General features: G+C 50.2%; 21 protein-coding genes. 20 read left to right on the top strand and 1 reads right to left on the bottom strand.

Features of this window, described 5'->3' with window-relative positions; genetic code table 11:
• Positions 1–41: 41 nt before the first annotated feature.
• Entirely contained in the window at positions 42–686 is a 645-nt protein-coding gene (locus SY83_RS06495) for a 50S ribosomal protein L25 (protein WP_068605339.1), read from the top strand.
• Positions 687–785: 99 nt separating this feature from the next.
• Here SY83_RS06495 and SY83_RS06490 read toward each other — a convergent pair whose 3' ends face one another.
• Positions 786–986, bottom strand: coding sequence for a hypothetical protein (locus tag SY83_RS06490; protein WP_068605338.1), 201 nt, complete (start codon positions 984–986; stop codon positions 786–788).
• Between the two features lie 80 nt (positions 987–1,066).
• Between SY83_RS06490 and pth the strand changes: the two genes are divergently transcribed.
• The 19 genes from pth to hpt all read left to right on the top strand — a co-directional run bounded on the left by pth (position 1,067) and on the right by hpt (position 21,280).
• Complete coding sequence (pth, locus tag SY83_RS06485; RefSeq protein ID WP_068605335.1) at positions 1,067–1,627, top strand: aminoacyl-tRNA hydrolase; 561 nt, start codon at positions 1,067–1,069, stop codon at positions 1,625–1,627.
• Between the two features lie 113 nt (positions 1,628–1,740).
• Positions 1,741–1,971 (top strand): anti-sigma-F factor Fin, encoded by a 231-nt coding sequence (locus tag SY83_RS06480; protein ID WP_068605333.1) that lies wholly within the window; start codon positions 1,741–1,743, stop codon positions 1,969–1,971.
• Between the two features lie 111 nt (positions 1,972–2,082).
• Positions 2,083–5,604, top strand: coding sequence for a transcription-repair coupling factor (mfd, locus tag SY83_RS06475; protein WP_068605331.1), 3,522 nt, complete (start codon positions 2,083–2,085; stop codon positions 5,602–5,604).
• The gene (locus tag SY83_RS06470; RefSeq protein WP_068605329.1) at positions 5,591–6,661 is read left to right on the top strand and encodes a peptidylprolyl isomerase; all 1,071 of its coding nucleotides are present in this window, start codon (positions 5,591–5,593) and stop codon (positions 6,659–6,661) included. The genes mfd and SY83_RS06470 overlap by 14 nt, the downstream gene beginning before the upstream one ends.
• Positions 6,662–6,997: 336 nt before the next feature.
• Entirely contained in the window at positions 6,998–7,540 is a 543-nt protein-coding gene (gene spoVT / locus SY83_RS06465; protein ID WP_068605327.1) for a stage V sporulation protein T, read from the top strand.
• A 130-nt stretch (positions 7,541–7,670) separates the two neighbouring features.
• Positions 7,671–9,335 (top strand): putative polysaccharide biosynthesis protein, encoded by a 1,665-nt coding sequence (locus SY83_RS06460; RefSeq protein WP_068605325.1) that lies wholly within the window; start codon positions 7,671–7,673, stop codon positions 9,333–9,335.
• A gap of 90 nt (positions 9,336–9,425) precedes the next feature.
• Positions 9,426–10,913, top strand: a complete 1,488-nt coding sequence (gene yabN / locus SY83_RS06455; protein ID WP_231891389.1) for a bifunctional methyltransferase/pyrophosphohydrolase YabN — start codon at positions 9,426–9,428, stop codon at positions 10,911–10,913.
• Between the two features lie 116 nt (positions 10,914–11,029).
• Positions 11,030–11,302: an HU family DNA-binding protein gene (locus SY83_RS06450; RefSeq protein WP_068605323.1), complete on the top strand. Its 273-nt coding sequence runs from the start codon at positions 11,030–11,032 to the stop codon at positions 11,300–11,302.
• On the top strand, positions 11,302–11,574 hold the full coding sequence (locus tag SY83_RS06445) for an RNA-binding S4 domain-containing protein (RefSeq protein ID WP_068605321.1): 273 nt from the start codon (positions 11,302–11,304) through the stop codon (positions 11,572–11,574). Before SY83_RS06450 ends, SY83_RS06445 begins: the two co-directional genes overlap by 1 nt.
• 181 nt (positions 11,575–11,755) lie before the next feature.
• The gene (yabP, locus tag SY83_RS06440) at positions 11,756–12,037 is read left to right on the top strand and encodes a sporulation protein YabP (protein ID WP_068610952.1); all 282 of its coding nucleotides are present in this window, start codon (positions 11,756–11,758) and stop codon (positions 12,035–12,037) included.
• Positions 12,034–12,603, top strand: a complete 570-nt coding sequence (yabQ, locus tag SY83_RS06435) for a spore cortex biosynthesis protein YabQ (RefSeq protein ID WP_068605319.1) — start codon at positions 12,034–12,036, stop codon at positions 12,601–12,603. Before yabP ends, yabQ begins: the two co-directional genes overlap by 4 nt.
• 15 nt (positions 12,604–12,618) lie before the next feature.
• The gene (locus SY83_RS06430; protein WP_068605317.1) at positions 12,619–12,939 is read left to right on the top strand and encodes an FtsB family cell division protein; all 321 of its coding nucleotides are present in this window, start codon (positions 12,619–12,621) and stop codon (positions 12,937–12,939) included.
• 141 nt (positions 12,940–13,080) lie between these two features.
• Complete coding sequence (locus tag SY83_RS06425; RefSeq protein ID WP_068605314.1) at positions 13,081–13,593, top strand: S1 domain-containing RNA-binding protein; 513 nt, start codon at positions 13,081–13,083, stop codon at positions 13,591–13,593.
• Between the two features lie 77 nt (positions 13,594–13,670).
• The gene (locus SY83_RS06420) at positions 13,671–14,543 is read left to right on the top strand and encodes a CPBP family intramembrane glutamic endopeptidase (RefSeq protein ID WP_068605312.1); all 873 of its coding nucleotides are present in this window, start codon (positions 13,671–13,673) and stop codon (positions 14,541–14,543) included.
• Between the two features lie 332 nt (positions 14,544–14,875).
• Complete coding sequence (gene spoIIE / locus SY83_RS06415) at positions 14,876–17,368, top strand: stage II sporulation protein E (RefSeq protein WP_068605310.1); 2,493 nt, start codon at positions 14,876–14,878, stop codon at positions 17,366–17,368.
• A gap of 175 nt (positions 17,369–17,543) precedes the next feature.
• On the top strand, positions 17,544–18,305 hold the full coding sequence (locus SY83_RS06410; protein WP_068605308.1) for a vWA domain-containing protein: 762 nt from the start codon (positions 17,544–17,546) through the stop codon (positions 18,303–18,305).
• Positions 18,289–19,230 (top strand): protein kinase domain-containing protein, encoded by a 942-nt coding sequence (locus SY83_RS06405; protein ID WP_068605306.1) that lies wholly within the window; start codon positions 18,289–18,291, stop codon positions 19,228–19,230. The genes SY83_RS06410 and SY83_RS06405 overlap by 17 nt, the downstream gene beginning before the upstream one ends.
• Before the next feature lie 45 nt (positions 19,231–19,275).
• Entirely contained in the window at positions 19,276–20,706 is a 1,431-nt protein-coding gene (tilS, locus tag SY83_RS06400; RefSeq protein ID WP_068605304.1) for a tRNA lysidine(34) synthetase TilS, read from the top strand.
• A gap of 34 nt (positions 20,707–20,740) precedes the next feature.
• On the top strand, positions 20,741–21,280 hold the full coding sequence (gene hpt / locus SY83_RS06395) for a hypoxanthine phosphoribosyltransferase (RefSeq protein ID WP_068605302.1): 540 nt from the start codon (positions 20,741–20,743) through the stop codon (positions 21,278–21,280).
• Positions 21,281–21,361: the final 81 nt, after the last annotated feature.

Genomic DNA, 21,361 nt, shown 5'->3' with positions numbered 1-21,361 from the left:
TAAATAAGGAGATATCTTATTCCACTCAGGAGGTTTGAACCATGGTAACTAACAACCTTAAAGCAGATCTTCGCGAAACAAAGAAACAATCCGAACTGAGAAGTTTACGTCAACAGGGCATGGTCCCAGGCGTTCTATACGGTGAGAAAGTGCAGGCATCCATCGCCATCAACGAGAAAGAGTTGCAACAACTCCTTCGCGGTAACGCGAACGGAATTATTACGCTGGAAGTACCCACACACGGCAAACATTCGGTGATGTTAACCGATACGCAGAAAGATTCGCTTCGCGGCAATATTATTCACGTGGATTTCCACCAGATTAATATGAAGAGCGAAGTGAAGGCTCAAGTTCGTGTTGAACTGACAGGAGAACCGCAAGGCGTTAAAGAAGGCGGTGTCCTTCAAGTGGTTCGCTACGAAGTCGATGTGAAATGTATGCCTTCCGTTCTACCGGAAACGCTGGAAGTGGACATCAGCAATCTGGCTGTCGGGGAAAACCTCAATGTAGACAGCATTCAATTGCCTAAAGGCGTTGAGCTGATTACAGATCCGGGTGAAATCCTGGCGACTGTTCTGGCGCCTACCGTTGAAACGGAAGACACTGAGACCGCGGAGCCGACAGGTGAAGAGGGTTCAGATGTTGCAGAGACTGATGAAGCAGCAGAAACGAAAGACGAAGCTTAATCCATCGTCTGCTACCATACGGCAAAGGTCAGGGGTTGTTTCCTTCAAAAAGGAGACAGCCCCGGCTTTTTGTTGCTGATTCTGTTATTTAGTTGTGTTTCAGAAGCCTGGCCGTGAAATGAAAGTGAATTGATTTCGGTTATAGAATATGTTATTTATCTTAATAAACGCAGGATTCACCTTTTGGACATAGCCGATATCATAATGCTGTTTATCGTAGTACACTTGTACAGGAACCTCATGCTCGCAGTGATCGGTAAATTGCCGGTCCGCGTTCAGCACTTGGCCGTTAAAGTACATAAATTCACCTCCAGAACAATGTAGAATGATGAAGTCAGATTGCATTGCAGTTACATGAAATGAATTAAGGAGAGAGAAGCATGAGATGGATCGTCGGTCTGGGCAATCCGGGCACTCCGTACCAATATACAAGGCACAATGTAGGTTTCATGGCCATTGATATGCTTGCCGAACGATTCGGTATACCTGTGAGTCAGAATAAATTCAAAGCGCAAATCGGGGAGGGCAACGTAAGCGGTTGCAAAGTAGTATTGATTAAACCGATGACGTATATGAATCTGTCGGGAGAATCCCTGCGCGCCTTTATGGATTTCTATAAAGCAGATCTGGAGGACCTCTTGGTCATTTATGATGATCTGGATACGGAACTCGGAAAGATCAGGCTCCGTTATCAAGGAAGCCCAGGCGGGCACAACGGTATTAAATCCATTATACAACATAGTGGCACCCAAGTGTTCAACCGAATTCGAATCGGAATTTCGAGACCCCTGCCTGGGAAAAATATCGCCGATTACGTCTTATCCGATTTCGCGAAGGCGGAGGCCGAACCGTTGCAGGACGCTTTAAAGCAAACCGTACATGCGGCGGAAGATTTTCTTAAGGAACCATTTGAGAAAACGATGGCCAGATATAATCGGTAACCGAAAGTCATAATAAGCGGATTGATTCTACATATACAGTGCATCCTAAAGGGCTAAAAAAGGAATTATTGGTGCATACTGAAAGGTATATAGTAGAGTCAGGAGGCATAGATATGGCTGTAAAATATATTTGTCGTCATTGTCAAACCTCTTTGGGTACCATTCAGGGATCTGAAGTCAGTGAATTTCAACTCGGCTTCCATTTCTTGACCCCGGAGGAACGCAGCGATATAATATCGTATACTTCTGAAGGCGACGTACAGGTTAATGTGACATGCGATTACTGTAAAGAAGCTTTGGATCAACATCCGGAGCTGTCGCTGATCAACAATCCCTTGCAGTAGAGCACTACACTACAACGGGGCCTTGGCTTTGCGCCTAAGGCTTCTTTAGTGTATAAAGGATATACCGACTCTCAAACTTTTTTGAGAATAACGAACGGGGTGCAGAAGCATTTGAAAACTTTAATTGAAGCCTTTAGGAAAGATGCCGACTTCCAATCCATTGCAGCCGGTGTGCGCAAAGGAATGAAAGAACAGCTCATTTCCGGGCTGGTGGGCTCGTCCAGACAGATTATGATCGCCTCCTTGCTTAAGGAGATGGATCAGCCTCTCTATATCATAACGCACAACATGTTCTCCGCACAGAAAATCGCGGAGGACTTATACGAATGTCTGGAAGAGCAACAAGTGCTTCTTTACCCGGCCAATGAATTAATGGCCACGGAAGCCGCCATTTCCAGTCCGGAAACACTCGCCCAGCGCATTGACGCCCTCTCGGCTCTGTCGCAGGGTTTTCGCGGCGTGGTCATTGTCCCATATGCGGGAGCAAGGCGCTTTCTTCCGGCCAAAGAGAGTTTCGCTCAAGCGAGAATCCGGCTTCAAGTAGGGCAGACCATCCAATTGGAGACACTCATTCGAACCCTGGCCGATATGGGCTATGTGCGTTCGGAGCGCGTCGAAGTTAAGGGAGAATTCAGTGTGCGCGGAGGCATCGTGGACGTCTACCCCCTCACATCGGAGACACCTTTCCGCATTGAACTGTTCGACGAAGACATCGATTCCATCCGCTCCTTCGATATTTCCGATCAGCGTTCGATTGATAAGATGGATGCTTTAACGATTTTGCCGGCACAAGAGTTGATTGCGGATAGCAAGCGCTTTCAGAATGCGGCGCAGCATGCAGGCGACCTCCTGGAGCAACAACTTGGCAAGATGACGGACAGGACCGCTAAACAGAAACTGAACGAAGGCATCAAGCAGGATATTGAAATGCTGCGGGAAGGCATCTATTTTCCCGGGATTTACAAATATGCATCACTCTTATATCCCGAACGACAAACGTTAATTGATTATCTGCCGAAAGACGCCCTCGTCTTGATGGATGAGCCCGCCCGGTTGCTGGAGACCGCCAAGCAGCTTGAGAAGGACGAAGCCGAGTGGTTCACGCAGTTATTGCAGGACGGAAAATCCTTGCCTGGCTATGTCATCTCCAAGAATGCGGACAGTATTCTCTATACACGTTCGCATCCGACCTTATTCCTTTCCTTATTTTTGAGACAAGTACCGCATACCCAGCCCCAGAATATCGTGAACTTCATGGCTAGGGCGATGCAGGACTTTCACGGTCAGATGAATTTGTTTAAGGCCGAGATGGATCGCTGGAAGAAGAGCGGAACCCGTGTTATTGTGCTGGCCAACGGCGAAGAGCGGATAGACAGAGTACGCAGAGTATTGAGCGACTACCATATTGAAGAGCCAGAAATCCTGAATGGAAATCTACAGTCGGGGTTTGAAATTCCTTCGATTCATCTTGTGGTTGTGACGGAAGGCGAAATGTTCTCCCAGAAACAGCGCAAAGTAAGAAAAGCGGACAAGAAAATAGAGAATGCCGAAAGAATCAAGAGTTATACGGAACTGAAGGTTGGGGATTATGTTGTTCACGTAAACCACGGCATCGGGAAGTATGTTGGGATCGGCACGCTTGAAATCAACGGAATTCATAAAGATTATATGCACATTGTTTATGCGGGCGGGGATAAGCTTTCCGTACCGATTGAACAAATTGATATGGTGCAGAAATATGTAGGCTCTGAAGATAAGGATCCGAAGGTATTCAAGCTCGGGGGCAGCGAATGGAACCGGGTGAAGAGTAAAGCGCGGGCATCCGTTAAAGACATTGCGGATGATCTAATCAAGCTTTACGCCGACCGGGAGGCCGCTCCCGGCTATGCCTTCAACAAGGATACGCCTTATCAGCAGGAGTTCGAAGACATGTTTCCATATGATGAAACCCGGGATCAGATCCGCGCTATCGGTGAAATTAAGGAAGACATGGAGAAATCCAGGCCGATGGATCGCTTGTTATGCGGGGACGTGGGTTACGGGAAGACGGAAGTGGCCATACGCGCAGCGTTTAAAGCCGCTATTGACGGTAAACAAGTCGCTGTGCTGGTGCCTACCACGATTCTGGCGCAACAGCATTATGAGACGTTCCGGGAGAGATTCTCGGGCTATCCGTTCAACGTTCAGGTCATTTCGCGGTTCCGCTCGAAGAAGGAACAGAATGAGACCATTAAGGGTGTGAAAGCAGGTACCGTCGACGTTCTGATCGGGACGCACCGATTGCTTTCGGCCGATGTGCAGTTTAAAGAGCTGGGGCTTCTCATTATTGATGAAGAACAGCGCTTTGGTGTAACCCATAAGGAAAAGATGAAGCGTCTGAAGACGAACGTGGACGTACTGACATTAACGGCCACACCGATCCCGAGAACGCTTCACATGTCCATGCTGGGTGTACGCGACCTCTCCGTAATTGAGACACCGCCGGAAAATAGATTTCCCGTGCAAACCTATGTGGTCGAACACAGTACGGCGTTGACTCGGGAGGCTATTGAACGCGAGCTTGCCAGAGGGGGACAAGTGTACTACCTCTACAACCGGGTTCAGGGCATTCAGCAGATGGCGGACCAGATTTCGGCGCTGGTGCCTGATGCGAAGGTTGGCGTGGGGCATGGCCAAATGTCCGAGCAGGAACTGGAGCGCACCATTCTGGACTTCCTGGACGGAGAGTATGATGTGCTTGTCAGCACCTCCATCATTGAAACCGGTGTGGATATCCCGAACGTAAATACGTTGATAGTGCACGACGCCGATAAGATGGGACTCTCGCAGCTCTACCAATTGAGAGGACGGGTCGGGCGTTCGAATCGAGTGGCCTATGCCTATTTCACCTATCAGCGGGACAAAGTGCTCACCGAGGTGGCTGAGAAACGTCTGCAAGCGATTAAAGAATTTACGGAGCTGGGTTCCGGGTTCAAAATCGCGATGCGCGACCTCTCCATAAGAGGCGCGGGCAATCTGTTAGGCGCGGAGCAGCACGGGTTCATCGCGTCCGTCGGCTTCGATATGTATTCGCAAATGCTGACCGACGAGATTGCCGAACGTAAAGCGCAAATGCACGGAGAGGCCGCGGCAGAGAAGAAGGAATGGACAACCCAGATCGACATGACCATCGACGCCTATTTACCATCCGACTATATTTATGATAGTATTCAGAAGATTGAGATTTACAAGAAAGTGGCGAATATACGCAGTATGGAAGAGGCGTCCGACCTGCATGAAGAGCTGGTGGACCGCTTTGGCGACCTGCCTAAGGCCGTAACCCGTTTACTTGCGGTAGCCCGGTTCAAAGTATACGGCAACCGTTACGCCATTGAGACCGTTTCCCACAAGGGCGACGACATCATATTGCGAATAAGTAACGGCATGAACGATCAGATCGACGGCCAGAAGTTATTCGAAATCGGCACGGAATTCGATGGTCGGGTCAAGCTGGTTTCCGGTCCGCATATCGAGATTATCTTGAAATGCAAGGGACTGAAGCCTGACGAATCGCTGGAGCTGCTGGAAACGTTCCTGGAACGATATGAAGAAGTGCTAAAAACGAAGGGAGTCTTACACAATGTTGCGAAATAAAGCGTTTAGCATGGCCCTGATCTTTCTGGTCATCGCGGCTTTGATCAGTGCCTGCGGAAAGTCCAAAGAAGAGGCGGCGGTCCCGGTTGTCGCTAAGTATAAAGACGGCCAAGTAACCCAGAAGGACTTCGATAAATTCAAAGGTGTTGTGTCTATTTTTAATCCGAGTTATGGTCAAATGATTGACCAGCCCGAGGTTCAGGAGAGTCTGCTGAAGCAGCTTATCGCCTACCGTGTTCTGAACGACAGAGCGGACAAGCCTTCCAAGGAGACGGGCGAAACGAAAGCCAAGGAACAGATGAAAGAAATCGAGGCTTACTTTGGTTCAGCGGCGGCGCAAGGGCAAACCTTTGACGAATTGCTTAAATCCAAGAACGTGACGAAAGAAGACCTTGAAGACTTCTTGAAGCTGGATATTACAACTAGAACCTATATGTCCACACAAGTTACGGAAGACGAAATGAAGAAAGAGTACGACCGTAATCTGGAATCGGACAAGAACTATTACGATAAAGCTTCGGTTCGGCATATCCTGATCGCTTTCAAGAACAATGAAACGGGCAAGGAAATTACGAAAGAAGAAGCACTCAAGAAAGCCAAGGATGTGCAGAAGAAGTTGAATGAAGGCGGAGACTTCGCCGCGTTAGCTAAGGAATTGTCCGAAGACCCGGGTTCCAAGGAAAACGGCGGTCTTTACCCGGACGCGCAAGTTTCCCAGTGGGTTCCTGAGTTTAAGAAAGCTGCTCTGGAGCTGCCTCTAAACAAAGTCAGCGATCCGGTGGAAACTTCTTATGGTTACCATGTGATGAAAGTTGAGAAACGCACAGAGGGTAAGTACGAAGATGTGAAACAACAGCTGCGCGACAATCTTGCGGGCGGTAAGATGACGGAGTTCATGGATAAAGAGCTTCCGGGTCTCATCACCGAAACCAACTTGCCTAAGAAGGAAGAAGCCAAAACGGAAACCGACGGCGCTACGAACGGAACCGAGAAGGATAAAGCCGACACAGGCGCTAAGACAGACAATCCTACCAAGGATACAGCGGAAACTAAATAGTCGTTGGAGAGTGCCCCTGCGGGGGCATTTTTCTTTTGAACAGACACTGTAGAAACAAGGGTTTTTCCGGTCTATTTAAGCATTCATGTTATTTTAAGCTTCGTCGTGTAAAGTATAAATTGTATTTGATTATTATGGACATAATGTAAAGACATCACCGCAAGTCAACATCCGAGTACATAAGTGGAAAAATGCGGTGTTGTGCATAAGCCATTGGGAGCAGTTGAATACTATGGACAGATAATCAATATCTGACACCTGACTCCTTACGTATAGAACTTTATTATGGATCCCAGTCGTATCCAAACCTTCAAGGAAAGTGAGGCAACATGAGTTATGAAAGCAACTGGAATCGTACGTCGGATTGACGACCTCGGACGGGTCGTTATCCCTAAAGAAATCCGCAGAACGTTAAGGATCCGTGAGGGTGATCCTCTTGAAATCTTTGTGGACCGCGACGGAGAGGTTATTCTTAAGAAGTACTCCCCGATTGGAGAGCTGGGCGATTTCGCCAAGGAATATGCGGAATCTCTTGCAGAAAGCACAGGCCACATGACGATGATATCCGACCGGGATACGATGATTGCGGTAGCCGGAGCTTCAAAGAAAGATTATTTGGAGAAGCAAGTCGGCTCTATCGTAGAAAGCTGTATGGAAGGCCGCAGAAGTGTGCAAGAAACCAATGCGGGCGAATATGAAATTGTTAAAGGCGGAACAGAAAATTACGGTTCCTTCGTCATTGCGCCGATTGTTGCAGGCGGCGACCCGATCGGGACAGTCATCTTGATTAACAAGGATGAAAATACGAATATGGGCACGATGGAAGTGAAAATGGCGGAAACCGCAGCAGGTTTTCTGGCTAAGCAAATGGAGCAATAACAGAGAATTTATAAGAATTAATTTTGGATGGCTTCCTCCGCTCACAGCATGCTGACGGCGAGGGAAGCTTTTTATATGGAAAATCGGTATACTATAGGGGATGCGTAGGGATTAAAAGCGAGGAACCTGGATGAAAACAGATAAAGTTACGGAACTGCGGCGCGGAAATATCGTTAAAGGCGCGGCTATATTAGGAGCGGCTGCTCTCATTTCCAAGTTGATCGGCACGCTTCAGAAGATTCCCCTGCAGAATGTGGCCGGAGATACCGTTTTTGGGATTTATAATACGGTTTACCCGTTCTATGTCCTACTCTTGTTTATTTCTACGGCGGGCGTTCCAATTGCGGTTTCCAAAATGGTGACAGAGCGGCGCGCGCTCGGGGATCGTGAAGGTGCCCTTGACGTGATTCGAGTATCGGCCGCCATATTGACGATAACCGGAGTACTAGTGTTTGGTATGTTATATTTCGGGGCAGACGGGATCGCGCTCCTGATCGGTAACAGTCAAACGGCACCGGCAATCCGCAGTGTATCCTTCGCGCTGCTGCTTGTACCGCTCATGTCGGTACTGAGGGGATATTTCCAAGGACTGAACGACATGGTGCCTACAGCCGTTTCACAAGTGGCGGAACAATTCATTCGTGTGGGCACTATGGTGGCTCTGATGTTCTGGTTTATTCATGCTGGATATGGCGACGCCTCCATTGCGGCCGGTGCAACATTCGGTTCGGTAACCGGGGGCGCGGCGGGGCTGGCGGTCATGCTGTATTATTGGCACCAGCATCGGCGGCTTGACCAGTTGAAGGGTATAGGCGCTTGGACGGTGGAGGGACGGCGGCCGTTGGCAGCCAGGGCGCTCGGCAGACGGATGCCGTTGGCGAAGCAGATTCTGGCTTACGCGATCCCGATCTGTCTAGGATCCATCGCTTTGCCGATTCTCAGCATCGCGGATACATTCACCTTGCCGCGGTTATTCGCTATGCAAGGCATGAGCGAGCTGGCGGCCATGGACGCGTTCGGCGTCTATAACCGCGGCCTTCCGCTGACCCAGCTGGTCGCCATGCTGGTCAGCTCCGTCTCCGTGGCGGTGGTACCCGCCATCGCCGCAGCGAAGCTGATCCGGGACGAGGCGCTGGTGAAGGATCGCGCCGAGACTGCTCTGCGCTTGACGTGGCTCGTCACCTTGGCGGCTTCCGTAGGACTAGCCGTCTTGGCGGAGCCCATCAACGTCATGCTGTACACGAACGCGGCGGGCTCCCGCACGCTGGCGATCCTGGCCTTCACCGCGGTGTTCAGCTCGCTGAACATCATATCCGGCGCGCTCCTGCAAGGCGCCGGCAATGTGAAAGCGCCCGCGGTGCATCTGGGCTTGGCGGCGGCGGCCAAGATCAGCCTGAACATCGTCCTCATCCCCCTGTGGGGGATTGAGGGCGCTGCCATCGCGGCTGTCGCCGCCTTCGCCCTGGCCGCCGCGCTGAACCTGCGCGCGCTGGCCAAACACACCGGCGCGCGGTTCTCCCCGCGCCGGTACCTGCTCCGCCCGGGCGCAGCTGCGCTGGCCATGGCGGCAGCCCTGTTCGCGTTCCGTTCCACGTGGAACGCGTTTCCCGCCGCGCTGGCGATGCCGCCGCGGCTGGAGATGACGGCGCTTGCGCTGCTGAGCATCGCGCTGGGCGCCTTGGTTTACGGCGCGGCGGTGTTCGGCACGCGCGCCGTTACGGAAGCGGAGCTGGCGCGGTTCCCCGCGCTGAGCGGCAAGCTGCTTCCGTTGCTGAGGAAGCTGAGACTGCTGTAGAGGCTGGCGTGCTTCGCTTAGGGCCAAGTAAAGCAGCGACCGAGCTACACGCACTCCGCAATCTATAACTACTTTCGAGGAGGTTCGATCATGACCATAACGGCAAGCATTACGATTATCGGACTGGGAACCGGCGATCCGGATCAACTGACTCTCGGCATCTGGCGCAGATTGCAGGGGGCAGAACGCTTGTACCTGCGTACTGAAGATCATCCTATGGTACATATGCTTCAAGATCACGGAATCGCCTATACAACCTACGACAATCTGTATGAAGCCAAAGCTTCTTTCCCCGAAGTGTACGAAGGCATTGCGGCGGATCTCATCCGTCTGGCCTTGGCGGAGCAAGGGGAGGTTCTTTACGCAGTGCCCGGACACCCCATGGTCGCTGAATCGACGGTGCAAATTCTGCGGGAACAATGTCCGGCGCATGGCATAGAGCTAACCATTCTCGGGGGCGAAAGCTTCCTGGATGAAGCGTTCACCCGGTTCGGATTTGACCCGATTGACGGTTTTCAATTGTTGGACGCAACCTCAATGACGACCGCATCACTCCAACCGCAAATGCACACAATCATCGCGCAGGTTTATGACGTACATACCGCTTCGGATGTGAAGCTAAGTCTGATGGAAATGTATCCTGACGATTATGAAGTGGTTATAGGTCATGCGCTTGGGGTAAGAGATCAGGAGTCCATCGTGAGCGTTCCGCTTCATGAGTTGGATCACGCCGAAGGGTTCGGCAACTTATCCTTGATCTGGGTTCCTCGGACAGAGCGTGAGGATGTACGCAACCGTACCTTTAACCGCCTCCATGAAATCGTTCAGATCCTGCGAAGTCCGGAAGGCTGTCCTTGGGATCGGGAGCAGACGCATCAAAGCATCCGCAAAAATCTCATCGAAGAAATGTACGAGGTGCTGGAAACGATTGATGACGATGATCCCGACGCGATGTGCGAAGAGCTCGGGGATGTGATGCTGCAAGTCATGCTTCATTCTCAGATGGAAGAAGAAACAGGAGCTTTCACCGTCTATGATGTGATTCAGAAATTAAACGAGAAATTACTGTTCCGTCACCCGCATGTTTTTGGTTCCAATCAGGCCGATAATTCGGAAGAGGCGCTGCAGAATTGGGAACAGATGAAGGCGGAAGAAAAGCGCCGCAAGGGCATTAAGCCTGAACAACAATCCATTCTTTCCGGCGTGCCGCGTGATTTGCCAGGTTTGATGAAGGCGTACAAGATACAGAAGAAGGCAGCGAAGGTCGGTTTTGACTGGGAAAAAATTGAGGACGTGTATGACAAAATCGACGAGGAATTAACCGAGTTGAAAGAAGCTGTCGGTTCCGGAGACGCCGATCACACCTTGGAAGAACTGGGAGATGTCCTCTTTGCTGTCGTTAATGTGGCCCGATACCTGAAGTTGGATCCGGAAGAGGCGCTTAGCTCGACAAACCGTAAATTTTTGCGTAGATTCGAGTATATTGAGGAACAATTGCGTATATCCGGTAAATCTTTTGACCAAACTGACTTACTAGAGATGGATCGCTGGTGGACGGAAGCCAAGACCCGCACATAATATTTTTACAATTTCTCGTTTTCTAGCAGGAATTTCTACAAGGATCAAGAATACATAGGCGTGCAAGGTTTCTAACCAACCAATATTTATGGATGCAATTAGGAGGAGAATGTAATATGAACAAAACAGATCTGATCAACAATATCTCTACAAAAAGCGGTCTTACCAAGAAAGATGTAGAAGCCGTACTGAACGGTTTCCTTGGCGAAATCACAGATGCTCTTGCTGAAGGCGACAAAGTGCAACTGATCGGTTTCGGAACTTTCGAAACTCGCAAGCGTTCCGGACGCACAGGCCGCAACCCGCAAACAGGCAAAGAAATCAGCATCCCTGAATCTGTAGTTCCTGCTTTCAAAGCCGGAAACAAACTTAAAGAAGCCGTAAAATAATGCGTCTTGATAAGTTTCTTAAAGTATCCAGATTGATTAAACGGCGTACCGTTGCCAAGGACGTTTCCGATCAAGGCAGGGTTTGGATTAACGGCAGGGATGCGAAAGCAAGCAGCACCGTCAAACCCGGCGACGAGCTCAAGATTCGCTTCGGTCAGAAGAGTGTGACCGTACGGGTGGAGCAGCTTGTTGAGACGACCCGCAAGGAAGAGGCCGCCAATATGTATACTTTATTGAAAGAAGAATCGCATAAAGAGGAATCGGACCTCTAATCCGAACAAGAACCTGTAGCGGAATTCCGCTGCGGGTTCTTTTTTCATTCGTATGCTCTCGAAGAAAGTTTGCTACGCAAAGCGTATGCTTCCGAAGCGAGTTTACTGCGTAAACTTTTAAGTTCTAAACAACAGCTTGCCCCCATAATCTACAATAGAAGGAGGGGTACATGCTATGAACATGATGGACCACGGGAAGAACAAACGGCAGGAAGTGAAAATGCTCAACCGCAAGCTCCTGGAGGTTTCCGGCGTGCTGAATGTGGAGAGCTTCGATAGCGAGGAATTCCTGCTGGAGACGGAATGCGGCTTTATGGCCATCAAAGGGCAGAATCTGCACATCAAGAACCTGAGCTTGGAGCAAGGGCTTGTGGCGATTGAAGGGTACGTGCACTCCCTGGGCTACATCGACGCCAATGCGCAAGACAAATCCAAGGGCTTCCTGGGGAAACTATTTAAGTGACCCTTCAAGAACAGTTTTTCACCTTAGCCATGATGTCCTTAAGCGGTGTGGCGCTGGGCGTTGTATATGACGCCTACCGGGTACTGTGCAGCGAGCTCCGCGCGCCCCGCTGGATCCTCTCCGTCATGGATTTGGTCTATTGGCTGTTTGCTACATTGTTTGTATTCCGGGTTCTGTATTACAGTAATCAAGGTGAGATTCGACTCTTTGTCTTTTTAGGTCTGATTTTAGGGATTTTGTTCTATTTTTGGCTGATCGGTTCTATTACGGTACGAATTATGTTATGGTTGATTGGAGTTGTCAGAGCGTTAATTCGCTTTGCCGTCAAGGCCTTTCGAATATTGATTCTGGCGCCTCTGCGGTTGTTGTACAGGCTGTTGGTCATTCTTTTCGGGTTTGCGGCCGCAGTCACTATATTCATTTCCCGAATTGTGCTACAATTGTTGAGACCTTTCGGAACATTGTTTTGGCGACTAACGAAACCTTTACATAAATACGCGGTGCTCCCTTCCTGGATTCAGAAAGGCGTACAATGGTTACAAAGAATATGGAAGCGACCGTCTTAGGAGGCTTAAACCGGAATGGCTGGACAAACGAAGGATTCGAAACAATCCAACAAGGGCGTACGCAGACGACTTCGCCTGTACCTGTTCGTTCTCGTGTGCTTTATGGGATGGGCGGGTTCGATTCTCATCGGACAAACTTCCAAAGTGAATGAAACGCATTCGCAGCTTCAATCTCTGCTGAAGAAGCAAGAAGAGATTAAGGTGCAGAGCGAAGAGTTGAACCTGCAACTGAAACGACTGAATGATCCGGAATATATCGGCCAGATTGCGCGTAAGGATTTGGGGATGTCCCTTCCCGGGGAAACGTCGATTCGAGTGACCAGACCGCAGCCTTAAGCATATGCTATTAAAGGCGCGTTCGGTTGATATTCCCTCAAGGGTGCGGTATAATCAACATAGTCGGCTTTTTTGCGTTAGATTAGCATAATAGAGGCACAATAGAGTTTGTATATTCTTAAGGGAGGAACATTTTATTCTATGTCAATTGAAGTAGGCACCAAGTTAGAGGGCAAAGTCACGGGGATAACCCACTTCGGAGCATTCGTTGAATTGCCCGGAGGCGTAACCGGTCTGGTACACATCTCCGAAATCGCGGATAACTATGTTAAGGACGTCAAGGATCACCTTAAGATGGAAGACATGGTTACAGTGAAGGTCATCAACGTAGACAAGGACGGCAAGATCGGCTTATCCATTAAACAAGCCGTAGACAAACCTGTGGAGCAGCAGCAACAACAGAGGCCATCCCGTCCTGACAGACCGGGTGGCGGAGCACCTCGTCCGGACAGACCGCCGGGCGGCGGAGGGTTCAACCGTGAAGGAAGAGGCGGCGGCGACCGTGGCGGCCGATTCGCAAGCAAGCCCAGCTTTGGTAAACCGAGCTTCGAGGATAAAGTGTCCCGCTTTTTGAAAGATAGCGAGGAGCGCATTTCATCGCTCAAGAAGAACACGGAAGGTAAACGCGGCGGACGCGGAGCCAAGCGCGTTTAATCATCCATCAAGAGAACTGCAACGCGTTACGCGTAGCAGTTCTTTTTTTTATGCGAATTGGGACAGGAGGATTGGCAATGACAGCACGCAACATAGGTTTAACGGCGGGGAAAATTGCATTAGGGTTGGCTGTATCCTTCGTGATTGCAATCATCCTGATGATTCCGGCTTTTGTAATTTTGGCGTTCCTGAACGGAGGCGATGCGGAGCAGCTGCTTGTGAGTTCCGATGAATTAAATCCAATCAATATTGTGTTCGGCATCGTGCAAGCGACGGCTTTTATCCTGGGGACGCTCCTCATGTATAAGTTTTTTGAGAAGAAAGCGGGTTGGCCGCTGGGGTGGAAAGACCCTTCTCCGGCGCGTCACTTCGTAGTGGGCTCAGCAGCGGGTATCGTCCTGATTACCGCTTCATTCCTGATCATTATGGCGCAGGGCGGCGTCGATGTTGCGGGTGTGAATCCTTTTGGCAAAATAGCGGGGCATTTCGGTTCTTGTCTTGTGTTATTCGCGTTTGTGGCGGTCAGTGAGGAGCTCTTCTCCCGTGGTTACGTGTACGGTCTTATCAAGCATCATTTCTCATCAAACTGGGCAATCGCGGGATCATCCCTGGTCTTTGCCGGCTTACACAGTATGAATCCGGGGATGTTCGAGCAGCCGTTCCCGTTCATTAACCTGATTGTCGTAGGCGTTCTCTTTGCGTTAAGCCGGGAGCTGACGGGCGGATTGTGGGCGCCGATCGGGCTTCATTTCACATGGAATCTGTTTCAGGGAAATGTCTATGGCTTTGCTGTGTCAGGTACCAAGGGCCCATCGCTTATAGAGTTGGATGTCCAAACCGGTTTGACGGCGGGAGGCACTTTCGGCGCGGAAGGAAGTTACGTTACAACTCTAATTTTGATGATTGCGGTCATAGGTATTTATCGGCTCGGCTACAAAAAGAAAAAATAGTATAACCCGAAATACTAGACTTGAATCATTCAGGTCTATTTTTTTTGAATATTTGTAAGCGGATTCAGTAAAGTCGACAGCGGATGTTGTCAAAATGAGGTTGCATTTCGAGGCGGTGCTCATCAATTCTACGACAGCATTCGGAACCGTTGGTTCGATTTGGAAGAGTTTATTCTAGCATGATCTCATACAGGCTATGGGATCACGGTCACCGATATTTCGCGTCCATTTTTGTCGGAAAAAACTTTTGCGCTGCTACCTCATTCTGACAAACTTTATGATAGAGGGTTTTTATAATAGAGAGACCAAATTCGATAAGGCGGTGTTCTCTAATGGCAAAGATGATGACGGCGGGGATGGATGAGAAATGGACAAAGGCGACGGACAAGCTCAAAGCAAGCGGAAAAGGGCTTCTGATGGAAAATCGGGTCGTGCAAGCGGTGGTGGCCAAAAAGTGGTCGATTATTATGCTGGCCATGGCTTTTTTGTTAGGAAGGGCCATGATTCTGGAAGAGCTCGCGCCATTTGCCATTGCATACTTCGCCGTGATCTATTTTTTGCGAAAGGACTTGCTGCTGTTAACGGGGGCAACGCTGATCGCGGGGAGTATTCTGGCGCAAGGGGCGCAAACAGGGATATTGATCGCGGAGCTAGTTGTTTTTCTCTTCATGCTCAAAGGTTTGGAGAGGTTCGAGCGAGCGGGAATTTCATTCGCGCCGGTCCTGGTCTTCACCTCCTCGTTCCTCACCCATACCTTCTACCTGATCGTAACCGACGGATTGACCTGGTATTCCATGCTCATGGCGGTGGTCGAGGCCATCCTCTCCTTCGTGCTGACGCTGATTTTTATCCAGGCTATACCGGTGTTTACACTGTCGCGTAAAAATTACAATCTGAAGAATGAGGAAATCATCTGTCTTATCATTCTTCTGGCTTCGGTGATGACGGGACTGGTGGGATGGAGCGCGGGATCTCTGTCTCTGGACCATATCATGTCCCGCTATCTGATTCTCCTGTTCGCACTGGTCGGGGGATCGCCGATGGGCGCCTCGGTGGGGGTGGTGACGGGTCTGATTCTCAGTCTGGCCAGAGTAGACGCCATCTATCAGATGAGTCTGCTGGCTTTTGCCGGCATGTTGGCGGGATTGTTGCGTGAAGGGAGGCGAATGGCGGTCGGCCTAGGCATGCTGCTGGGTTCTTCGATTCTTTCGGTGTATATGGGAAACCAAACGGATGTGATGAGCTCCACATGGGAATCGGTCGTTGCGGTTGCCTTGTTCTTGCTCACACCGCGCAGCGTCATTCAGACGATTGCGAAATATGTGCCGGGGACCCAGGAGCATCTGAATTCCCAGAATGATTACGCGAAGCGAATCCGTGATCTGACCGCGGGGAGGGTGCAGCAGTTCTCCGAGGTATTCCGTCAGTTGTCCAAAAGCTTTATACCCATGACCTCAATGGCGGGCGCGGCTGACGAGATGAGGGATGAGAAAGGTCATTTCATGAATGCGGTTGCCGCACAGTCCTGTGATTCATGCCATAAGCAACGATATTGCTGGAATGATAAATTTCAACGCACGTATTCTTTCATGACGGATGCTATGACGGAAGTGGACAAGCATGAAGCGAAGCCGCTCAAAAAAATTCCAAAGGAATGGAAGGATGCTTGCCAGCGAACGGATCATGTTCTGGATGTGATGCGGATGCAATATCAGATGCACCAGCATGACCAGCATTGGAAGAAACAGATTCAGGATTCCAGGCAGATTGTGGCGGATCAGTTATTCGGTGTATCCCAGGTGATGGAGGACTTGGCCAAAGAAATCCGCCGGGAAGGACAGGAGCTGTTCATGCAAGAAGAACAAATACGACAAACACTGGAGGAGCTGGGGCTATCGATACACAGCATTGATGTGATTTCTCTCGATGAGGGCAATGTGGAAATTGAAATTATCCATCAATATACGAAAGGGTTTGATGAGTGCCGCAAAATTATCGCGCCGTTATTAACCGACATCTTAGGCGAGCATATTGCCGTGAAATCAGAACAATACTCCGCCAAAGGAACGGGGTATTACACGGTAGTGTTCGGGTCGGCTAAGGAGTATGAGGTCGAAACTGGAATCGCTTGCGCAGCCAAGGGAGGAGACTTGCTGTCGGGAGACAGCTTCAGCATTGTGGAGTTGAGCAACGGGAAGTTTGCCGTAGCCATCAGCGACGGGATGGGGAATGGGGAGCGAGCCCGTGCGGAGAGCAGTACGGCTCTGAGCATCTTGCAGCAACTGCTGGACTCGGGGATGGATGAGAAACTAGCGGTTAAGTCCGTGAATTCCGTGCTATTGCTGCGATCCTCTGACGAAATGTACGCCACAGTGGATGTTGCCATTATTGATCAGTACAGCGCATTGACAACATTCGTGAAAATTGGATCGACGCCAAGCTTTATCAAAAGGGGGGATTTGGTCATTCCGGTGCATGCCAACAATTTACCGGTCGGCATTATCCAGGATATTGATGTAGACCTGATTACCGCGCAGCTGGAACCGGGCGATGTGTTGGTGATGATGACCGACGGCATTTACGATGCGCCCGGACATACGGTGAATAAGGAGCTTTGGATGAAGCGTATGATCTTGGAGCTGAATACGGATGATCCGCAGGAGATGGCCGATCGGCTGATAGATGTCGCGGTGCGTTATCATGAAGGATCCATCTATGACGATATGACGGTAGTCGTGGCAAAAGTGCAGAAGCATAAGCCGGAATGGGCATCCCTGCGTTGGCCCGGCATGAGCCGTATGGAGCGGCCGAGGACGGTTAGCTGAATCTATAGAATCGCCTGCGGGGCTGCCGGATCAACAGGCAGCCTTTTATCGCGTTGATGTGCTATTATGGTAGAAGATCTGACGTAAAAGGCAGAATCTAGTAAATTGCAGGTTAAAGTCTCGCTTATTTGGTAAAAATGGATGATAGATATCATTTTTACTAGGAGGCTTGATGATGAAGCAGATTATATTAATTACAGACGGTTGTTCCAACGTCGGGGTAAGTCCGGTGGTTGCGGCCGCGCAAGCGCTCACCCAGGGCATTTCGGTCAATGTCATCGGCGTCATTGACCACGGCGAGATCGGCGAGCTTGGCGCCGCTGAGATCGAAGAGATTGCCCGTGCCGGCGGCGGCATGAGCCGGATCGTGGGCACCGGGCAGCTGTCTCAGACTGTGCAGATGGTGACGCGCCACACAGTGGCGCACACCATCCAGCAGGCGGTGAATCGACAGCTGCAACATATTCTCGGCGAGAGCACGATTGCGGCGCTCCCGCCTGAGCAACGGGGACAAGTCGTCCAGGCGATGGACGACTTGGGCGAGACGGCAGCGCTGCAGGTCGCGCTGCTGGTGGACGCCAGCGCTTCGATGAAGCCGAAGCTGCCGGCGGTGGAAGAGGCGATCCGCGATCTGGCGCTCAGCTTGCAATCGCGGGAAGGACACAGCGAGATTGCTGTGCTTCACTTCCCGGGTCCTGCGGGCAGCGGCGCTGAGTATCAGCTGGATCTGCCGTGGACCCATGAAATACATAGAATAAAGCATCTGTTTCAGAAGCTCAACGCAAGGGGAACAACACCGACCGGCCCAGCGTTGTTGAAAGCCGCCGAGTATATCAATCAGGGCGAATCTTCCAGAACGGTTGCCGAAGACAGGGGCGCCGGGAAGTTGTTACCGGGTGCAAGTAAAGGCGGAATGCTGAGTGATTACATCGTCTGACAACTCCAGTAACTTTAACCGGGGGGATCTCATACGCGGGAAATGGAACGGAGTGCGTTACAGGGTCGAACGTCTGCTGGGACAAGGTTCTAACGGAAAGGTTTACCTTGTATATGAAGGAAGTCGGGCAAGGGCCTTGAAATTCGGGTTTTCCGCGGCGGAGCTTCAATCGGAAGTCAATGCTTTAAAGGCCATTTCGGCTGCGGAACCTAAACAGGAAAGCTACTTACTGGATGTGGATGATGCCGAGCTGGGGGGACACCGTCTCCCTTTTTATGTGATGCGATTCGTGGAAGGGGAGAGGCTGCATCAGTATTTAGGAGCTAAGGGATTGGACTGGTTCCCGCTGGTAGCCTATAATCTGTTATGCAAGCTGGGGCAGTTGCACCGGTCCGGTTGGATCTTCGGGGATCTTAAGGCGGACAATGTGCTCGTAACCGGATACGGACAAGTTCATTTGGTGGATTACGGCGGAGCCACTCTTCAAGGCAAATCAGTTAAGCAGTTCACAGAAATTTACGACAGGGGTTATTGGCGAGGCGGGGAACGATTGGCTGATGAAGGATATGATCTCTTTTCCTTTGCGGTCCTCTGGCTGCAGATGATGCAGAAGGAATCCCTTGAGGCGCAAGCATCGAAACTTCTTCCCCAGAACCGTACCACCGAGTGGTTAATTCAACAGTTGAGGACAAACCGGAGATTATCTCCTTACGAACCAAGTTTAACTCGTATGATTAACGGCAAGGCGTATTCGACAAGGGAGGAATGCGCAGCGTGGCAACGGTTGCTCCGGGGTTCCGCAAACCATCCCGATGAGAGGTTTGTTTCTGGTAATCAGACTATGTCAGGGACAGCGGTTAAAGGCATGTTTGCCGTTTCGGTGATGCTTTTGTGCGGTGCGGTTTATATGGTTTGGCAGCAATAGCTTACAATCGTCTATTATTTTGAATATACACAAAGGGGAATTACCATGCACGATGGCCTGACATCAAAGATCGCGGAGACGATCCGGCGGGAACAGCTGCTGATAAGCGGGGACAAGGTGCTGGTCGCTTTATCGGGCGGTCCTGATTCCGTGGCGCTGCTGAACCTTCTGCTTGCGTTGGCAGAGCCTCTCGGATTCACGGTGTCGGCGGCGCATGTAAACCATCAGTTTCGCGGAGAGGAATCCGATGAAGAGGAGAGGTTTGTCCGTGGTTTAGCGGAGGGGCTAAATATCCCTTTGGAGGTAGGAGTTCTTGATATTCCCGCCTATATAAGGGAGACAGGAATGAATGCACAAGCGGCGGCAAGAGAGAAGCGCTATGCATTTCTTCATGAAAGCGCCGCGCGCACGGAAGCCAATGTCATCGCTTTAGGTCATCATGCGGACGATCAGGCCGAGACGGTATTGATGCGTATCCTTCGCGGTACCGGCGTTCACGGCTTATCGGGGATTTCCATTCGAAGACGCGAAAAAAAAGTGGAACTCATACGCCCTCTTCTCCGTATATACAAGTCAGAGATCTTATCCTATCTCCATACCGAACGAATCCCATATTGTAAAGACAGCAGCAACGGTAAACTGAAGTACTTACGCAACCGGATCCGGCTTGAAGTTATGCCGTATTTGGCCCGTGAGAACGAGAACCTGCCCCAAACACTTAACCGTTTGGCGGAAACCGTAGCTGCGGAAGATGATTTCATGCATCAGGAAACGAAGCTGATTTATGAACGCATCGTCCGGTCTGAAGGGGACCGTTTTTATTTTAACAGGGCCGATCTGGCGCCTGTGCATGTCGCTTTACAAAGGAGAGTGATTCTACTAATATTAAGTTATCTTGCTCCCGGTAGCGACGCCTTTGACTTTCAGAAGATTGAAACGATAAGGAACGCGGCTTTGTACAACCGTACTTCTTCAATCCGTCTAGATTTAGAGCGGCGAATTGCGTTTATAAGAGAATATGATCGCTGCCAATTCGTCGTGAAGGCAGAATACGCTCCGAGCGCCAAGTTCGAATACATGGTGCATGAGGTTCCGTTTCTTATCGATATGCCTGAAGCTTCAGGCATCCTCAGCGGAGATTGGACGACCGGATCAACGGAGACGAGCATGAATTCCGCCAACGAAGCACGATTTGACGCGGACTTGCTTCTTTTTCCCCTAATAGTCAGAAATCGCCGTAACGGTGACAGAATGCAAATCGCAGGGTTAAACGGAAGCAAAAAAGTGAAAGATATCTTCATTGACGACAAGGTTTTTCCTGCCTTGCGGGATCAAATTCCCATCATACTTGATGGAAACCATAATATATTATGGATACCGGGTATTCGCCGGTCTGTTTTCGCCCAAGATTTTTCTTGCGGAAGAACGATCCGGATCTCGTTTAAGAAGTACAACCAAGGTACGGAAGAAGCATAACTTAACACATAGTTCACCTTAGGAGGACCCATCGTTGCATAATGACATTCAAGAAGTTCTTTATAGTGAAGAACAGCTGCAAGAGAAGGTAAGAGAACTCGGGGAACTCCTGAGTAAGGAATACGGCGGGCGCAATCCGCTTGTGATTTGCGTGCTGAAGGGCGCGTTTGTTTTTATGTCCGATTTAGTGAAACGCATCGAAATTCCGCTGGAAATAGACTTTATGGCTGTATCCAGCTATGGCGCATCCACCAAGTCTTCAGGCGTTGTCAAGATTATTAAAGATCTGGATACACCGATTGAAGGCCGTAACATTCTGATTGTAGAGGATATCATCGACAGCGGCTTAACCTTAAGCTACTTGATTGACGTATTGGAAAGACGCAATGCGCAATCGATTAAAGTCGTGACCCTTTTCGATAAACCGTCCGGCCGAAGAGTGGAAATGGAAGCAGATTATACCGGCTTCACGCTTCCGGACAAATTCATTGTCGGATACGGATTGGATTACGCGGAGAAATACCGCAACCTTCCTTACATCGGCGTTCTCAAACCCGAGGTGTATTCCGAATAGTCGGAGTCAGCTTTACTTGATTTTAGTTCTATTGTGATGGCAAGACATGCTGTGGTAAAATAATGAAAGTGTGTCGCCCGA

Source organism: Paenibacillus swuensis, assembly GCF_001644605.1.
Classification (GTDB): Bacteria; Bacillota; Bacilli; order Paenibacillales; family DY6; genus Paenibacillus_N; species Paenibacillus_N swuensis.
This window is presented reverse-complemented; position numbering and strand designations above follow the sequence as displayed.